Annotated in this window: 15 protein-coding genes and 1 tRNA gene; 12 read left to right on the top strand and 4 right to left on the bottom strand. The window is 68.2% G+C overall.

The annotated features are described in order from the left end of the window. Window positions 1-49: 49 nt before the first annotated feature. The 12 genes from DIE12_RS15435 (at window position 50) to DIE12_RS15380 (ending at window position 11,173) form a co-directional block, all read left to right on the top strand. Window positions 50-691, top strand: coding sequence for a LysE family translocator (locus tag DIE12_RS15435; protein ID WP_124520559.1), 642 nt, complete (start codon window positions 50-52; stop codon window positions 689-691). Window positions 692-790: 99 nt separating this feature from the next. After that, on the top strand, window positions 791-1,648 hold the full coding sequence (gene htpX / locus DIE12_RS15430; protein WP_124520998.1) for a zinc metalloprotease HtpX: 858 nt from the start codon (window positions 791-793) through the stop codon (window positions 1,646-1,648). A 175-nt stretch (window positions 1,649-1,823) separates the two neighbouring features. Then, window positions 1,824-3,212, top strand: coding sequence for a 16S rRNA (cytosine(967)-C(5))-methyltransferase RsmB (gene rsmB / locus DIE12_RS15425; RefSeq protein ID WP_124486705.1), 1,389 nt, complete (start codon window positions 1,824-1,826; stop codon window positions 3,210-3,212). Continuing rightward, window positions 3,209-3,799, top strand: coding sequence for a DUF4390 domain-containing protein (locus DIE12_RS15420; protein ID WP_044847362.1), 591 nt, complete (start codon window positions 3,209-3,211; stop codon window positions 3,797-3,799). Before rsmB ends, DIE12_RS15420 begins: the two co-directional genes overlap by 4 nt. Further along, window positions 3,789-6,203 carry a sensor histidine kinase EsaS gene (esaS, locus tag DIE12_RS15415; protein WP_044847353.1) on the top strand — a complete coding sequence of 805 codons (2,415 nt, stop codon included), beginning with the start codon at window positions 3,789-3,791 and terminating at the stop codon, window positions 6,201-6,203. Before DIE12_RS15420 ends, esaS begins: the two co-directional genes overlap by 11 nt. Then, window positions 6,204-6,905, top strand: a complete 702-nt coding sequence (gene esaR, locus DIE12_RS15410; protein WP_124520558.1) for a response regulator transcription factor EsaR — start codon at window positions 6,204-6,206, stop codon at window positions 6,903-6,905. It begins immediately after the preceding gene. 60 nt (window positions 6,906-6,965) lie between these two features. Then, a tRNA-Phe gene (locus tag DIE12_RS15405) sits at window positions 6,966-7,041 on the top strand. 350 nt (window positions 7,042-7,391) lie between these two features. After that, a complete protein-coding gene (gene queC / locus DIE12_RS15400) occupies window positions 7,392-8,126 on the top strand; it encodes a 7-cyano-7-deazaguanine synthase QueC (protein WP_044847355.1) in 735 nt (244 codons plus the stop codon). A gap of 75 nt (window positions 8,127-8,201) precedes the next feature. Next, on the top strand, window positions 8,202-8,834 hold the full coding sequence (queE, locus tag DIE12_RS15395) for a 7-carboxy-7-deazaguanine synthase (RefSeq protein WP_044847356.1): 633 nt from the start codon (window positions 8,202-8,204) through the stop codon (window positions 8,832-8,834). A gap of 18 nt (window positions 8,835-8,852) precedes the next feature. Further along, window positions 8,853-9,305: a 6-carboxytetrahydropterin synthase QueD gene (queD, locus tag DIE12_RS15390; protein WP_044847357.1), complete on the top strand. Its 453-nt coding sequence runs from the start codon at window positions 8,853-8,855 to the stop codon at window positions 9,303-9,305. 306 nt (window positions 9,306-9,611) lie between these two features. Next, on the top strand, window positions 9,612-10,397 hold the full coding sequence (locus tag DIE12_RS15385; RefSeq protein WP_044847358.1) for an HpcH/HpaI aldolase/citrate lyase family protein: 786 nt from the start codon (window positions 9,612-9,614) through the stop codon (window positions 10,395-10,397). Beyond that, window positions 10,394-11,173 carry a tetratricopeptide repeat protein gene (locus DIE12_RS15380; RefSeq protein WP_124520557.1) on the top strand — a complete coding sequence of 260 codons (780 nt, stop codon included), beginning with the start codon at window positions 10,394-10,396 and terminating at the stop codon, window positions 11,171-11,173. Before DIE12_RS15385 ends, DIE12_RS15380 begins: the two co-directional genes overlap by 4 nt. A gap of 101 nt (window positions 11,174-11,274) precedes the next feature. On the opposite strand, the gene rodA is transcribed toward DIE12_RS15380, so the two are convergent. From rodA to mreC, 4 genes are all read right to left on the bottom strand, one after another. Further along, the gene (rodA, locus tag DIE12_RS15375) at window positions 11,275-12,423 is read right to left on the bottom strand and encodes a rod shape-determining protein RodA (RefSeq protein WP_044847360.1); all 1,149 of its coding nucleotides are present in this window, start codon (window positions 12,421-12,423) and stop codon (window positions 11,275-11,277) included. 11 nt (window positions 12,424-12,434) lie between these two features. Beyond that, the gene (gene mrdA, locus DIE12_RS15370) at window positions 12,435-14,720 is read right to left on the bottom strand and encodes a penicillin-binding protein 2 (protein ID WP_124486701.1); all 2,286 of its coding nucleotides are present in this window, start codon (window positions 14,718-14,720) and stop codon (window positions 12,435-12,437) included. 109 nt (window positions 14,721-14,829) lie between these two features. Continuing rightward, window positions 14,830-15,342: a rod shape-determining protein MreD gene (mreD, locus tag DIE12_RS15365; RefSeq protein WP_009687274.1), complete on the bottom strand. Its 513-nt coding sequence runs from the start codon at window positions 15,340-15,342 to the stop codon at window positions 14,830-14,832. Then, window positions 15,339-16,412, bottom strand: coding sequence for a rod shape-determining protein MreC (mreC, locus tag DIE12_RS15360; protein ID WP_124520556.1), 1,074 nt, complete (start codon window positions 16,410-16,412; stop codon window positions 15,339-15,341). The genes mreD and mreC overlap by 4 nt, the downstream gene beginning before the upstream one ends. Between the last annotated feature and the right edge of the window lie 99 nt (window positions 16,413-16,511).

The following is a 16,511-nucleotide window of genomic DNA, read 5'->3' as shown; positions in this document are numbered from 1 at the left end:
CGGCGGGCGCGCGTAGAATTTCCCTGCGCATTCCGGTTTCGAGGTTCTCATGCTTGGCATCACCCATTTCGGCTTCTTCGTGCTCGCGGTCTTCCTGCTGAACGTCACGCCCGGCCCCGATACGGCGTACATCGTCGGCCGCAGCGTCGCGCAGGGCCGTGGCGCGGGGCTGATGTCGGCGCTCGGCATCTCGGCCGGCTGCTGCGTGCACACGCTTGCGTGTGCATTCGGCCTGACCGCGCTGCTCGCGGCGTCGGCGGCCGCGTTCACGGCGATCAAGCTGGTCGGTGCCGCTTACCTGATCTACCTCGGCGTGCGCATGATCATCACGAAGCAGGCCGCCGCGCCGGCAGGCGCCGAGGCGGCGCAGGCCACGGCCGCGAAGCCGCTGCGCCAGTTGTTCATGCAGGGTTTCTGGACCAACGTGCTGAATCCGAAGGTCGTGCTGTTCTTCGTGTCCTTCTTCCCGCAGTTCGTGTCGGCCGACAGCCCGCACAAGGCGCTGGCGTTCCTGGCCCTCGGGTCGGTGTTCCTCGTGATGAGTACCGTCTGGAGCTGCATCGTCGCGTGGGTCGCGGGTAGCGTCACGCAGCGCTTTTCCGGCAAGCCGGGCGTCAGGAAATGGCTTGATCGCACGGTGGGCAGCGCCTTCGTCGGCCTCGGGCTGCGGCTCGCGGCGACGCAACGCTGAAATTGAATTTTTCCGGCAAGACCTTATCTAACAAATCGCTTACAATTTTCCGCCGTGCATTGTGAAGTCGGCGGGTCCCCTGACGGATAAGGAGTGGGTATGTTCAATTGGGTCAAAACGGCGATGCTGATGGCCGCGATCACGGCCCTGTTCATCGTGATCGGCGGCATGATCGGTGGCTCGCGCGGCATGACGATCGCGCTGCTGTTCGCGCTCGGCATGAATTTCTTCTCATACTGGTTCTCCGACAAGATGGTGCTGCGCATGTACAACGCGCAGGAAGTCGACGAGAACACGGCGCCGCAGTTCTGCCGGATGGTGCGCGAGCTCGCCACGCGCGCGAACCTGCCGATGCCGCGCGTCTATCTGATCAACGAGGACGCGCCGAACGCGTTCGCCACGGGCCGCAACCCCGAGCACGCGGCAGTCGCCGCGACGACGGGCATCCTGCGCGTGCTGTCCGAGCGCGAGATGCGCGGGGTGATGGCGCACGAGCTCGCGCACGTGAAGCACCGCGACATCCTGATCTCGACGATCACCGCGACGATGGCGGGCGCGATTTCGGCGCTGGCCAACTTCGCGATGTTCTTCGGCGGCCGCGACGAAAACGGCCGTCCGGCCAACCCGATCGCGGGGATTGCGGTCGCGCTGCTCGCGCCGATCGCCGGTGCGCTGATCCAGATGGCGATCTCGCGGGCGCGCGAGTTCGAGGCCGACCGCGGCGGCGCGCAGATCTCCGGCGATCCGCAGTCGCTCGCCACCGCGCTCGACAAGATCCATCGCTATGCGGCAGGCATCCCGTTCCAAGCGGCCGAAGCGCATCCGGCCACCGCGCAGATGATGATCATGAACCCGCTGCACGGCGGCGGCCTGCAGAACCTGTTCTCCACGCACCCGGCGACCGAGGAACGCATCGCGCGCCTGATGGAGATGGCCCGTACCGGCCGCTTCGACTAAGTCGCGCAGCGCTCGACACATCGCCCCGCATGCCCCGCGCTGCGGGGTGTTTCATTTGTGCGCCCCGTAAAGGGGCCGCATGACCTCACGCTACAATGCGCGGTTTGGAATCGCGGCGGCCATGCGGCCGCAGGGTTCCCGCCGCTCGCGGCACCCGTTTGCCGATTTTGCTCCGATGACACGAACCCGTTCCTCCGCCCCGTCTTCCTCCGGCCGCCCGGCGCGCCCGTCCGCGCTGCATCTCGCGCCCGATTCGCTGGGCTTCGCGCTCGACGCGGCCGCGCAGGCAGTCGATGCGGTGCGGCGCGGCACCGCGCTGCCGGCGGCACTGGCCGCGGTGTTCGCGCAGATGCCGGCCGGCACGCAGGCGCTCGCGCGTGGCGCGACGCAGGACGTTGCATACCGGACGATGCGTCGTCTCGGGAGCGCCGATTGGCTGATCGGCCGGCTCGTCAGCAAAGCGCCGCCCGCGCATGTGCATGCGGTGCTCGCCGGCGCATTCGCGCTGCTGCTCGATCCGGAGGAAACGGCTGCATATCCGGCGTTCACGATCGTCGACCAGGCCGTGACTGTAATCGGCGCGCGACGCGAATACGCGTTCGCGAAGGGGCTGGTCAACGCGGTGCTGCGGCGTTTCCTGCGCGAGCGCGACGTGCTCGTCGCGGCGCTGCAGGACGATCCGGTCGCGCGCTGGAATTACCGCACCTGGTGGGTCGACGCGGTGAAGCGCGCATGGCCCGACGCATGGCAGGCGATCCTCGCGGCCGGCGAGCGCCAGGGGCCGCTGACGCTGCGTGTGAACGCGCGCCGCGCGAGCGTCGACGCGTATCTCGACACGCTGCGTGCGAGCGGGATCGACGCGACCGCGATCGGCCGTCACGCGGTGCGGCTCGCGTCGGCGCTGCCGGTCGATCGCATTCCGGGCTTCGCCGATGGCGTCGTGTCGGTGCAGGACGCAGGCGCGCAGCTCGCGGCCGAATGGCTCGGTGCGCGCGACGGCATGCGCGTGCTCGACGCGTGCGCGGCACCGGGCGGCAAGACCGGGCATATCCTCGAACTGGCCGACGCGGAAGTCGTTGCGCTCGAAAGCGACGCGACCCGCGCGGCGCGCATCGGCGAGAACCTCGCGCGCCTGTCGCTCGCGGCGGACGTGCGCGTCGGCGACGCGGGCGCACCGGACGCGTGGTACGACGGCCGTCCGTTCGATCGCATCCTGGCCGACGTGCCGTGCTCGGCGTCCGGCATCGTGCGCCGTCATCCCGACATCCGCTGGCTGCGCCGCGAAGCCGACATCGCCGCGCTCGTCGCGGAACAGCGCCGCATCCTGAGCGCGTTGTGGCCGCTGGTGAAACCGGGCGGCGAACTGCTCTACGTGACCTGTTCGATCTTCCCCGAGGAAGGTGAATTGCAGGCGCGCTGGTTTGAAGCGGCCTGTGAAGATGCGGTACGATTGGACGCGCCCGGCCAACTGCTGCCGGGCGGCGTGCACGGCGGGGCGGCCGGCGCACGCGACCAGAACACCGATCACGACGGATTTTTCTACGCGCGGTTTCAGAAACGGTGACGATCAAACACCTTTTTCCACTTCGGCTTGCGGCCGTCCTGCTGGTCGCGTTGACGCTGTGCCTGACGGTCGTTCGGCCGGCGCGCGCCGAGTCGATCGCCGTGCAGCGTGCATCGCTGCAGGCTGACGGAAGCGGCTGGAGCCTCGATGCCCGCTTCGATTTCGAGCTGAATCCGAACCTCGAGGATGCCGTCAACAAGGGCATTCCGCTGTACTTCACGACCGATTTCGAACTGGGCCGCGCGCGCTGGTACTGGTTCGACGAGCAGCCGGTGTCGGTGTCGCAGACGATCCGGCTGTCGTTCCAGCCGCTCACGCGCGAGTACCGCGTGTCGACGGGCGGCCTGCAACTCGGCTTCCCGTCGCTGAAGGACGCACTCGCGGTCGTCCGGCACATCACGTCGTGGCACGTGATCGACCGCAACCAGGTGCGTGCCGGCGAAACCTACACGGCCTCGGTGCGGATGCAGCTCGATACGGCGCTGATGCCGAAGCCGTTCCAGGTCGACGCGGTGAACAACCGCGACTGGACGCTCGGGTCGGACTGGAAGCGCTTTACCTTCACGGTGACCGAACGTGCTAAATAAAGTGCGCCGCGCGGCCAGCGGGAAGAGCCTCCTCGTTCGCGTGATCGTCTCGACCGTCGCGATCACCGCATTGCTGCTGCTCGTGCTGCTCGCGGCCGCGAGCGCGAACACCGAATTCTTCGACCGCTACTACTCGTGGCTGTACGCGACGAATATCGTCGTCGCGCTCGTGTTCCTGCTCGTGGTGCTCGGGCTGATCGGGATGATCGTCGTGCGCCTGAGGAAGGGCAAGTTCGGCACGCGGCTGCTCGCGAAGCTCGCGGTGTTCTTCGCGCTCGTCGGCGTGGTGCCGGGCGGGATCATCTACATCGTGTCGTACCAGTTCGTGTCGCGCAGTATCGAGTCGTGGTTCGACGTGAACGTCGAGACCGCGCTGACGGCCGGCCTGAACCTCGGCCGCGGGATGCTCGACGCGTCGCTGTCCGACCTGCAGACGAAGGCGCGGCTGATGTCCGACCAGCTCGCGAGCGTCGATGCGAACACGAACGGCACGACGCTCACGCTCTTGCGCCTGCGCGACCAGTTCGGCGTGCAGGATGCGACGATCGTCGAGCCGAGCCGCGGCGGCTCCGGCGCGGCGCCCGACCTGCACATCGTCGCGCAGGCATCGGGCAATTTCGCCGCGCTGATTCCGGACGACCTGCCGACACCGCTGATGCTGAGCCAGGCGCGCGAACACGGCGCGTATGCGGCGATCGAGGGCGAGGTCGACGGCGACCCGCGCGCGCATGGCGCGAAGGGCGCGCTGCGGCTGCGCGTCGTGCGGCCGATTCCCGATGCGACGACGTCGCTGCTGCAGCCGGCGGAGCGGTTCCTGCAGCTCACGCAGCCGGTGCCGCCCACGCTCGCGCACAATGCGGACGCAGTGCAGCGCGCGTATCGCGAGTACCAGGAAAAATCGCTCGGCCGCACGGGCTTGCGCAAGATGTACATCGGCACGCTGACGCTCGCGCTGTTCCTCGCGACCTTCATCGCGATGATGCTCGCGCTCGCGCTCGGCCAGCAGCTCGCGCGGCCGCTGTTCCTGCTCGCGCAGGGCACGAAGGAGATCACGGAAGGCGACTACACGCCGAAGCGCGAGATCAAGTCGCGCGACGAGCTCGGCTTCCTCACGCAGTCGTTCAATGCGATGACGCGCCAGCTGTCCGAGGCGCGGCTCGCGGTCGAGAAGAACCGCGTCGCGCTCGAGCATTCGAAGACCTATCTCGAGAGCATCCTCGCGAACCTGACCGCCGGCGTGTTCGTGCTCGACCGCCAGTTCCGGCTGACGACGGCCAACCGCGGCGCCGAGCGAATTTTCCGCCAGCCGTTCGGCGCGATGATCGGCACGGCGCTCGACCGGATCGGCGTCGTCGCGGAATTCGGCGCGATGGTGCGCAAGGCGTTCGCCGATCGCGAAGCGGCGTCCGACGACGGCGGCGGCGACCGCGGCCACTGGCAGCAGCAGTTCGCGATCGAAGTGCCGGGCGAAGCCGATCCGCTGACCTTGCTCGTACGCGGCACGCGCCTCGTATCGACCGTCGAGGGCGAGGCCGACGATCCGCAGACGTCCGGCTACGTCGTCGTGTTCGACGACATCTCCGACGTGATTTCCGCGCAGCGTTCGGTCGCATGGGGCGAGGTCGCGCGGCGGCTCGCGCACGAGATCAAGAACCCGCTGACGCCGATCCAGCTGTCGGCCGAGCGGCTGCAGATGAAGCTGTCCGACAAGCTCGCGCCGCCCGATGCCGACGTGCTCAAGCGCGGCGCGACGATGATCGTCAACCAGGTGGCCGCGATGAAGCGGATGGTGGACGACTTCCGCGAATATGCGCGCACGCCGCCGGCGGTGCTCGCCAACCTGCAGCTGAACGAACTGGCGAGCGAGGTGCTCGGGCTGTATGGTGTCGGCGAAGGCAAGAGCGCGATCGTCGCCGAACTCGCGCCGTCGCTGCCGGTGATCCGCGGCGACGCGACGCAACTGCGCCAGGTGATTCACAACCTGCTGCAGAACGCGCAGGATTCGGTCGCGGAAGTCGCGCATCCGCGTGTGTTGATCGAAACCAAGACAGTAGAATATGGCGACCCCGACGCCGAGGGCAAAACGCGCGTCGCGGTACGTCTTACCGTGTCCGACAACGGGCCCGGTTTTCCGGCACGCATCCTGACCCGTGCGTTCGAGCCTTACGTGACGACGAAGGCGAAGGGCACGGGGCTCGGATTGGCCACGGTCAAGAAAATCGTCGATGAGCACGGCGCGCGGATCGATCTGCGCAATCGCATGCACGGCGAGACCGTCGAGGGTGCGCAGGTGTCGATCCTGTTCCTGCAGATGGCGAGCGATACGCCAGGCGTCGAATCCGGCGCGCAGGGCGGGGCGGCTCCCGCCAAGACAAAAGCAAGTGTGCAGACAAAGGCAGCGTAAATGGCAACCATCCTGGTGGTAGATGATGAAATGGGCATCCGGGAATTGCTCTCGGAGATCCTCAGCGATGAAGGACATGTCGTCGAGGCGGCGGAAAACGCGCAGGCCGCGCGGGAATACCGTCTGAATCAGGCGCCCGATCTCGTGCTGCTCGATATCTGGATGCCCGATACCGACGGCGTCACGCTGCTCAAGGAATGGGCGGCGCAGGGCCTGTTGACGATGCCCGTGATCATGATGTCCGGGCACGCGACGATCGATACCGCCGTCGAGGCGACGAAGATCGGCGCACTCGATTTCCTCGAGAAGCCGATCGCACTGCAGAAGCTGCTGAAGTCCGTCGAGCACGGTCTCGCGCGCGGCGCGGCACCGGTGTCTGCCAATGCGGCGGCGAAGGCGGGTGGCGGCCAGGCATCGGGCCAGGCGGCGGTCGCGTCCGCGGCCGCGCTGCCGACGCTCGGCGACGACATGGCCGCGGCGCTCGGCCTCGCGGGCCAGACGGCCGCGATTTCGTTCGACATCCCGTTGCGCGAAGCGCGCGACGCGTTCGAACGCGCGTACTTCGAATATCACCTCGCGCGCGAGAACGGCAGCATGACGCGCGTCGCGGAGAAGACGGGCCTCGAGCGCACGCACCTGTATCGCAAGCTCAAGCAGCTCGGCGTCGAGCTCGGCAAGAAGCCGTCGGAAGGGGCCGTATAAGAAATTTCACGAAACCCCTTGTGCGACTCAATAAAGCTCGATATACTTTGTTTCTTCGTTGGCCCGGTAGCTCAGTTGGTAGAGCAGCGGATTGAAAATCCGCGTGTCGATGGTTCGATTCCGTCCCAGGCCACCAGCAGTTCCAACCCCAAGAATCGGAAGGTTCTTGGGGTTTTTCGTTTGTGGTGGGTTCGCGCGGCGTCGGCGGTGCGTCCGGCAGCATTCGCCGGGGCGTGATAAAATCCGTGCCCGCTCAATGACTTAGCGCATCGCTTCATGCGCACGGCAAGGTTGCCCGCAGGCGCTGCCGTGATGTGCGGCAACGAAGCCGCGCGATGGGCGGTATAAGCGCTCCGCCGCGTTCGCGGCCGACCGCGCTGCCTATACTGGTCGAGCCGGCGCAGGCCGGCACGCGTCGGGCCGCCCGGCGGCAGCCGGCCCCGGGGCGCAGCGCGACGCGAGCCTACACATTCACGGAGTATCACGGTGATTCGGACAGACGCTAAAGACGGCGCGCTCGTGTTGTTTTCCGGCGGGCAGGACTCGGCCACGTGCGTGGCCTGGGCCCTCGAACGCTACCAGACGGTCGAGACGCTCGGCTTCGATTACGGCCAGCGCCACCGCGTCGAACTCGAATGTCGCGAAGGCGTGCGCGACGCGCTGAAGCGTCAGTTTCCCGCCTGGGCCGACCGCCTCGGCGACGATCACATGGTCGACCTGTCGGTGCTCGGCGCGATCAGCGATACCGCGATGACCCGCACGATCGAGATCGAGACCGCGGCGAACGGCTTGCCGAACACGTTCGTGCCGGGCCGCAACCTGCTGTTCATGACGATCGCGGCCGCGATCGCCTATCGCCGCGGCTTGCGCGTGCTGGTCGGCGGGATGTGCGAGACCGATTTCTCGGGCTACCCGGACTGCCGCGACGATACGATGAAGGCGCTGCAGGTCGCGCTGAACCTCGGCATGGACACGCGCATGGTGCTCGAGACGCCACTGATGTGGCTCGACAAGGCGCAGACCTGGCAACTCGCCGAGCAGCTCGGCGGCGAGGCGCTCGTCGAGCTGATCCGCGTCGAGACGCACACGTGCTACGTGGGCGAGCGCGCGGAACTGCACGACTGGGGCTTCGGCTGCGGCGAATGCCCGGCCTGCAAGCTGCGCAAGCGCGGCTACGAGGCCTACCTGAAGGGCGAGCGCGTGACCGAAGCACCGCTGTGACGCGGGTGCGCCGGCAGTGCCGGATGGATAACGGATTCTGATCGACAACGAGCGGCGCGAGCCGGACGAAGCACGATGACTTACGCGGTCAAGGAAATTTTCTACACGTTGCAGGGCGAGGGCGCGAACGCGGGCCGTCCGGCCGTGTTCTGCCGGTTCGCCGGCTGCAATCTGTGGTCGGGTCGCGAAGAGGATCGGGCGGACGCCGTGTGCCGCTTCTGCGATACCGACTTCGTCGGCACCGACGGCGAGAACGGCGGCAAGTTCAAGGACGCCGACGCGCTCGTCGCGACGATCGCCGGCCTGTGGCCGGACGGCGAGGCGCACCGCTTCGTCGTCTGCACGGGCGGCGAGCCGATGCTGCAGCTCGACCAGCCGCTCGTCGACGCGCTGCACGCGGCGGGCTTCGAGATCGCGATCGAGACCAACGGCTCGCTGCCGGTGCTCGAGACGATCGACTGGATCTGCGTGAGCCCGAAGGCCGACGCGCCGCTCGTCGTCACGAAGGGCAACGAACTGAAGGTCGTGATCCCGCAGGACAACCAGCGGCTGGCCGATTACGCGAAGCTCGATTTCGAGTATTTTCTCGTGCAGCCGATGGACGGCCCGTCGCGCGATCTCAATACGAAGCTCGCGATCGACTGGTGCAAGCGGCATCCGCAATGGCGGCTGTCGATGCAGACCCACAAATATCTGAACATTCCCTGAGCCACGGCTTTTGACATCGTGCTGATTACCCGAAAACTCGAATTCGACGCGGGCCACCGCATTCCCGATCACCGCAGCCAGTGCCGCAACCTGCACGGCCATCGCTACGTGCTCGAAGTCACGCTGCGCGGCGATCTCGTCGATACCGAGGGGGCGCCCGACCGCGGCATGGTAATGGACTTCGCCGACGTGAAGGCGCTCGCGGTCGAGCACCTCGTGAACAAGTGGGATCACGCGTTCCTGGTCTACGCGCGCGACGAAGTCGTGCGCTCGTTCCTCGAGCAGATGGCCGACCACAAGACCGTCGTGCTCGACCGGATCCCGACCGTCGAGAACCTCGCGGCGATCGCGTTCGACATCCTCGCGAACGTGTACGACGCGCACTACGGCGTGAACCTGCGCCTGGAGCGCGTGCGCCTGTACGAAACGCCGAACTGCTGGGCCGACGTCGAGCGCCAGCCCGGCCGCTGATCCTGCCTTCCCGGCAGCCCCGCCAGCCGGCGCGGGCTGCCTGCCGCCACGCCGCGCGGCCTCGCCCGGCGCCGTTCCCCGCCTGTTCCCACATTCCGCGTGACGCCGCGCTATGATCGTTGCGTGGCACCGGAAAACGCATCCGTGCGACATCGCGCGGCCCGCGCTGTCAGATCCGCTGCTCACGACCGACTGACGTTCCAGGGCCCGGTCCGGCGCCGCCGGGCATCGCGGCCCGGCGCATTGCGCCCGCTTCGCCCGTTGCTTGTCCCGTTCGATTGCCGTTCCGTCCAGGAGCCCGTATCGATGAGCACGCTCACCAATTCCCTCAAACAACGCCTGCACGACGGCGACGAGCCGCTGTACGGCCTGTGGCTGTCGCTCGGCTGCGATTCGGCCGCGGAAGCGCTCGCCCACGCCGGCTACGACTGGCTCTGCATCGACATGGAGCATGCGCCGAACGACAGCCGCGACGTCGCGTCGCAACTGCGCGCGCTGGCCGCCGCGCACCTGCCGAGCGAGCCCGTCGTGCGTGTGCCGGGGCGCGAGCCGTGGCTCGTGAAGCGCGCGCTCGACGCCGGCGCGCGCACGCTGATGTTCCCGTGCATCGAGACGCCCGACGAGGCCGCGCACGCGGTGCGGCTCACGCGCTTCCCGTCGCCGGATTCCCCCGACGGGTTGCGCGGCGTGGCCGGCATGGTGCGTGCGGCGGCGTTCGGCATGCGCCGCGATTACCTGCAGACGGCGAACGCGCAGGTCGCGGTGATCGTGCAGATCGAATCGGCGCGCGGTATCGACGAAGTCGAGCGGATCGCCGCGACGCCGGGCGTCGACTGCCTGTTCGTCGGCCCGGCCGATCTGGCGGCAAGCCTCGGGCACCTCGGCGACAGCCGCCATCCGGACGTCGAAACCGCGATCGCGCGCGTGCTCGCGGCCGGCAAGCAGGCCGGCGTCGCGGTCGGCATCTTTGCGAGCGATACCGCAACCGCGCGCCAGTATCGCGAGGCCGGCTTCCGGATGATCACGCTGTCGGCCGACGTGAGCTGGCTGCTGCGTGCGACGCGCCAGGCATTGCAGGAGGTGCGGTCATGAACGATGGCGACGGCGCGGGGCACGATGGTGTGCGGCTTGCGGCCGGTGTACGCGGGCGGATCGGCGCGCTGCTCGGGCTGTGGGCCGTATGCGTCGCGGCGGTTGCGCAGAATGCGCCGCACGCGAAGCCGGACCCGGCGCGCGAGACGCAATCCGCAGTGGCCGACTACAACGCGGGCGACTATCGCGCGGCGCTGGTGCAGTTCCACGACGCGGCCGAACGCGGCGACCGGCTCGCGCAGTTCAACTACGCGATGATGCTGCTCACGGGTGTCGGCGTGACCGCGAACGTCGACGAAGGGCTGCGCTGGCTGAAGCGGGCGGCCGACGCGAACATGTCGCATGCGCAGTACGTGTACGGGCGCATGTTCGACGACGGCGAGTTCGTTGCGCGCAACCCGGCCGAAGCGCACCGCTGGTTCCTGCGCGCGGCGAAGCAGGGGCACGTGCAGGCCGAGCTGTCGCTCGCGAACCAGTTCCTCGACGGGCGCGGCACGCCGCGCGACAACCGGCGGGCGTTCGAGTGGTACAAGCAGGCGGCCGACGCGGGCGAGCCGACCGCGCAGTACGTGACCGCGTCGTTCTACGAGCGCGGTGGCGACGGCGTCACGCAGAACCTGAACATCGCGCGCGCGTATTACGCGGCCGCGGCCGCGCAGGGCGACGAGACGGCCGGGCTGAAATTCAAGGAACTGAGCGCGCGGCTCAAGGCGCAGGAGCCTGCATCGGGCGCCGGTGCGGATCATGGGAGCCCGCGCGCGACGCCACCGCAGTGAGTAGGCAGCGCCGGCGCCATGCGATACGCGCAGAACGAAAAAACGGCGCCGAGGCGCCGTTTTTCATTACTTGCGACTGCGTGCCGTGTCGCGCCGCGCCGTCAGCTCTTCATCAACCGCCGCTGTCGCCCGACGCTCATGATCATGCCGATCGCGACACCGAGCGTCGCGAGTGCGGTGCCGCCGTAACTCATGAACGGCAACGGCACGCCGACGACGGGCAGCACGCCGCTCACCATCCCGATGTTGACGAATGCGTAGACGAAGAACGCGAGTGTGAGCGAGCCCGCGAGCAGCCGGCCGAACAGCGTCGCGCCCTGCGCGGCGATATAGAGTCCGCGTGCGATCAGCGCCATGTACAGCGTCAGCAGCACGAGGCCGCCGGCGAGCCCCCATTCTTCCGAGAACACCGCGAAGATGAAGTCGGTGTGCTTCTCCGGAATGAATTCGAGGTGGGCCTGGGTGCCCTTCAGGTAGCCCTTGCCGAGCGCGCCGCCCGAGCCGATCGCGATCACGGCCTGGATCGTGTGGAAGCCCTTGCCGAGCGGGTCGGAGGTCGGATCGAGCAGCGTGCACACGCGGTGCTTCTGGTAGTCGTGCATCAGCGGCCACTGCACTTCGGGCTGGCAGATGCGCTCTTCGAACACGGCGATCGAGCCGACCGCGATCACGCCCGCGACGAGCACCGGCACGATCAGCTTGAACGACAGGCCCGCGAGGTAGATCACGAAGAAGCCGGCCGCGAACACGAGCAGGCCCGTGCCGAGGTCGGGCTGCTTCGCGATCAGGCCGACCGGCACCAGCAGGATCGCGAACGCGGCGATGAAGTCGTACCAGCGCAGCCCGCCTTCGCGGCGCTGGTAGTACCACGCGAGCATCAGCGGTGTCGCGATCTTGAGGATTTCCGACGGCTGGATCACGACGCCGACGTTCAGCCAGCGCTTCGCGCCCTTCTTGGTCATCCCGAACAGCGCGACGGCGACCAGCAGCGTGACCCCGAACGTATAGAGCGGGACCGCGAAGCGCATCAGTGTCGTCGGCGGGATGTTGGCGATCACCCACATCAGCACGAACGTCAGCAGGATGTTGCGCAGCTGATCCTCGACGCGGCCCGGCATGTCGATCGACGCGCTGTACAGCGTGACGATGCCGACGCACAGCAGCAGGAACACGATGAGGGCGAGCGGGCGGTCGAAGCCCGCGAACATCTGCTTGATCTTGTCGAGCCAGGCGCGCTTGTCGAATTGCATGCCTTTCTCCGTTAATGAGCGGTGCCGGCGTTCACCGCTTTCGCGGAGGCCGTGACACGGAAGTTGTCGTCGCGCGGCGCGGCGGCGAGCGGCTGCGCGTCGCTGGCGGGCCGGCGCGGCCGGTGCGGGCGCCGGATCGGCGGCAGGCTCGCGGCCCTCGGCGCCGCGGCGCTCGCGTCGGCGGGCTGCGCCGCGCTTGCCGCGGCCGCACCCGACGCATCGGGCGCCGACGCGGCCGATGCCGCATCCGCCGCGCTGGCCGCGGCCGGCACGACGGGCTGCGGCAGCGCCTTGAAGCCGGCCGCGACGGACACGGCCTTCGAGGCATCGCCGATCACCGGTGCGCTGATCGGCTCGGTCGCCGACGCGGCGGCGGCGACGGCGGCCGCCTCGTTCTCCGGTTTCTGGCGCTCGACGAGATAGAAGTCGAGCACGCGGCGCGCGATCGGGCCCGCGGCCTGCGCGCCCCAGCCTCCGTTCTCGACGACCAGCGCGAGCGCGATCTGCGGATGGTCGACCGGCGCGTACGCGATGAACAGAGCGTGGTCGCGCAGGTGCTCGGCGAGCAGGTGGCCCTTGTAGTTCGAGCCCTGCAGCGAGAACACCTGCGCGGTACCGGTCTTGCCGGCCGCGAGGTACGACGCGCCGCGGAACACCTTGTACGCGGTGCCGGACGGATTCTCGATCACGTTCTCCATCCCGCGCTTCACGACATCGATGTCGGCCTGCTTGAGCGGGATCGTTTCACTTTCCTTCGGCACGGTCAGGTGGCGCCCGCGCGTGATCGGATCCTCGACTTCCTTCACGAGGTGGGGCTTCATCACGACGCCGTTGTTCGCGAGCGTCGCGGTGGCATGCGCGAGCTGCAGGATCGTGTACGAGTTGTAGCCCTGGCCGATCCCGAGGCTGATCGTCTCGCCGTCGAACCACTTCTGCTGCGCGGCCTTCTTGAACGCTTTCTTCTTCCAGTCGGTCGACGGCAGGATCCCGCGCGCCTCGCCCTGGATGTCGATGCCGGTGATCTGGCCGAAGCCGAACGGCTTCATGAAGTTCGCGATCGCGTTCACGCCGAGATCGCGCGCGAGCATGTAGAAGTAGGTGTCGTTCGACACCATGATCGCCTTGTTCATGTCGACCCAGCCCTGGCCCGAGCGCACGTCGTTGCGGAACGTGTGCCCGCCGAACGTGAAGTAGCCGGGATCCTGGAAGCCCCAGCCCGGCGTGCGCTTACCGAGCGTCAGGCCGGCCAGCGCCATGAACGGCTTGTACGTCGAGCCGGGCGGGTAGGTGCCGTGCAGCGGGCGGTTCAGGAGCGGCTTGTCGGGCGAGTTGTTCAGTTCGTCCCAGGTCTGCTGGTCGATGCCGTCGACGAACGAGTTCGGGTCGAAGCTCGGCGACGACACGAACGCGAGCACGTCGCCCGTCTTCGGCTCGATCGCGACGAGCGCGCCGCGCTTGCCGGCGAACGCCTGCTCGGCGACCTGCTGCAGCGCGATGTCGAGCGACAGCACGAGGTTGTTGCCGGGCGTCGCCTGCGTGCGCGACAGCGTGCGCACGGGCCGGCCGCCGGCCGTCACCTCGACTTCCTCGAAGCCCGTGAGGCCGTGCAGCTCGGTTTCGTAGCTCTGCTCGACGCCGATCTTGCCGATGTAGTCGGTGCCCTTGTAGTTGTTCGCGTCGCGGCGCGGATCGTAGTGTTCCTGGTCGCTGTCGTTGTCGTCGCTCATCGCGTCGATGCGATCCTGGTCGCGCTTCGAGATCCGGCCGATGTAGCCGATCACGTGCGCGGCCGTCATGCCGAGCGGGTACTGGCGGAACAGCCGCGCGCGCACGTCGACGCCGGGAAAGCGGAAGCGCTGCGCGGTGAAGCGCGCGACTTCCGCGTCGGTGAGGCGCGTGCGGATCGGCAGGCTCTCGAAGTTCTTCGAGTCTTCCTGCAGCTTCTTGAAGCGGCGGCGGTCGCGCGCGTCGATCGGGATGATCTCGGACAGCTTGTCGATCGTGTTGTCGAGCGTGTCGTCGAGCTTCGACGGCGTGATCTCGAGCGTGTAGGCCGAATAGTTCTTCGCGAGGACCACGCCGTTGCGGTCGGTGATGATCCCGCGGTTCGGCACGATCGGCGCGACCGAGATGCGGTTTTCCTCGGCCTGCAGCGCGTATTTGCCGTGCTGCATCAGCTGCAGGTAGAAGAAGCGGCTCGCGAGCAGCCCGAAGCAGACGAACACGAACACGCCCGCCGCCGCGACGCGCAGGCGGAACTTCGAGAGCTGCTGTTGGGTGTCGTTGAATTCGGTCATGCGGTTACGATCGATCTGGCCCGTGCGCGGCGAGCGCGCGCGGGCGAGGAGCCGCCCCGGAGCGCGGCGCGCGGGCGTGGGGGCGGCGGGTATTCAAGGTCGGTCCGGCTCAGATGGGGCGCGTATCGTCCGGGTCGACCGGGCGGCGTTGCGGCATCAGCAGCAGGTGGCTCGCGATCGGCCACAGCGCGGCCTCGACGAAGCCGTCCACCAGATAGCGCCAGCCGGGAAACGCGGCGCCCATCACGAGGCGGATCACGAACGGCACCAGCTGCGCGACGACGAGCAGCGGCGTGACGTACAGCACCTGCACGCCGATCGGCATCCACAGCACGCGGCGGTGGATCGTGATCGCGCCGTACGACAGCAGCGTATAGGCGAGCGCATGCTCGCCGAGCAGCCCCGCGTCATGCACGTCCATCAGGATGCCGAGCGCGAACGCGACGCCCATTCCGACCTTGCGCGGCTGGTGGATGTTCCAGAACAGCAGCACGAGCGCGACGAAGTCGGGCACGCCGGGCAGGCGGCCCCACGGCATCAGGTTCAGCAGGAACGCGGCGGCGAGGCTGAAGACGATGAAGTACGGGTTGACCGGCTGCAGGATGTATTGCGGGCGGTTCATCGCTGGGCTCCTGGTTGCCCGGCCGCGGGCTTCGCGGGCGCGGCGGCGGGCTTGGCCGGAGCGGCGGGGGCGGCAGGTGCAGCCGGCGCCGGTTTCGCGCCGGGTGCGGCCGCGGCGGCCGGCTTCGCGTTCGCGTCGGCCTTCTCGGCCTTGTCGCCCTTCGAGGCGGCCTTGGCGCCCTTCTTGCCCTTCGCGTTCTTGTCGGCCGGCTCGGGCTCGGCCGGGCGCGGCGGGACATCGTTCTGGTAATGCAGCACGAGCATCTGCCGCGCGCCGCGCACGGCGGCGACCGGCGCGCAGGTCACGCGCGCGAACGCGGTATCGGCGAGCTTGTCGACCTTCGCGACCTTCGCGACCGGCAGGCCCGGCGGATAGACGCCATCGAGGCCGCTCGTGACGAGCTCGTCGCCCGCGACGAGGTCCGAGCTCGTCGGCACGAAGCGCAGGTCGAGCGAATCGCCCTTCGGCGTGCCGTAGATCACGCTGCGCAGGCCGGTGCGCAGCACCTGCACGGGAATCGCGAGATCGCGGTCGGTGATCAGCGTGACTTCGGCCTGCAGCGGGAACACGCGCGTGACCTGGCCGATCACGCCGTCCTCGCTGACGACCGGCGCGCCGTTCTGGATGCCCTGCTGCGAACCCTGGCCGATCACGATCTTCTGCGTGAACGGGTCGCTGGTGTCGTACTGGATCTCGACCGGCGTCGAATGCGTCGCGATGTGCTGGCGCAGCTCGAGCACCGCGCGCAGATGCGTGTTCTCCTGCGCGAGCACCGCGGCCTGGTTGGCCTGCGTGGACAGCTGCAGGTTGCGCTTGCGCAGCGCGTCGTTCTCGTGGCGCAGCGACGCACCGGTGACGGCGATGTCGGCCGCGCCCATGAACAGGTCGCGCGGCACGAGCGCCGCGCGCTGCAGCGGGTACAGCACGGTGCCGAGCACGCCGCGGACGATTTCGAGCGTGCTGAAGCGCGCGTCCGATACGAGAAGCGCGATGGCGAGGGCGACGAAGAAGATGAGCCGCGCGAGCGCGGGCGGACCTTGCTTGAAGAGGGGCGGCGGACTGTATTCCATGGTCGGCGCCGGGCGCGTGGCGATCGGTTAAATAATGCTCAGACGCGCGAACGGCGTGGCGGTTCGTTCTGAACGAGCGATCCGGCCACGCCGCGGGTG

The sequence above is a fragment of the Burkholderia sp. Bp9015 genome (assembly GCF_003853505.1).
Lineage (GTDB): Bacteria > Pseudomonadota > Gammaproteobacteria > Burkholderiales > Burkholderiaceae > Burkholderia.
This window is presented reverse-complemented; position numbering and strand designations above follow the sequence as displayed.

Bases quoted from the DNA above. Each gene is read 5' to 3' on its own strand.
- DIE12_RS15435 (WP_124520559.1), top strand. From the start codon at position 50: ATGCTTGGCATCACCCATTTCGGCTTCTTCGTGCTCGCGGTCTTCCTG.
- htpX (WP_124520998.1), top strand. From the start codon at position 791: ATGTTCAATTGGGTCAAAACGGCGATGCTGATGGCCGCGATCACGGCC.
- rsmB (WP_124486705.1), top strand. From the start codon at position 1,824: ATGACACGAACCCGTTCCTCCGCCCCGTCTTCCTCCGGCCGCCCGGCG.
- esaR (WP_124520558.1), top strand. From the start codon at position 6,204: ATGGCAACCATCCTGGTGGTAGATGATGAAATGGGCATCCGGGAATTG.
- queE (WP_044847356.1), top strand. From the start codon at position 8,202: ATGACTTACGCGGTCAAGGAAATTTTCTACACGTTGCAGGGCGAGGGC.
- DIE12_RS15385 (WP_044847358.1), top strand. From the start codon at position 9,612: ATGAGCACGCTCACCAATTCCCTCAAACAACGCCTGCACGACGGCGAC.
- DIE12_RS15380 (WP_124520557.1), top strand. From the start codon at position 10,394: ATGAACGATGGCGACGGCGCGGGGCACGATGGTGTGCGGCTTGCGGCC.
- rodA (WP_044847360.1), bottom strand. From the start codon at position 12,423: ATGCAATTCGACAAGCGCGCCTGGCTCGACAAGATCAAGCAGATGTTC.
- mrdA (WP_124486701.1), bottom strand. From the start codon at position 14,720: ATGACCGAATTCAACGACACCCAACAGCAGCTCTCGAAGTTCCGCCTG.
- mreD (WP_009687274.1), bottom strand. From the start codon at position 15,342: ATGAACCGCCCGCAATACATCCTGCAGCCGGTCAACCCGTACTTCATC.
- mreC (WP_124520556.1), bottom strand. From the start codon at position 16,412: ATGGAATACAGTCCGCCGCCCCTCTTCAAGCAAGGTCCGCCCGCGCTC.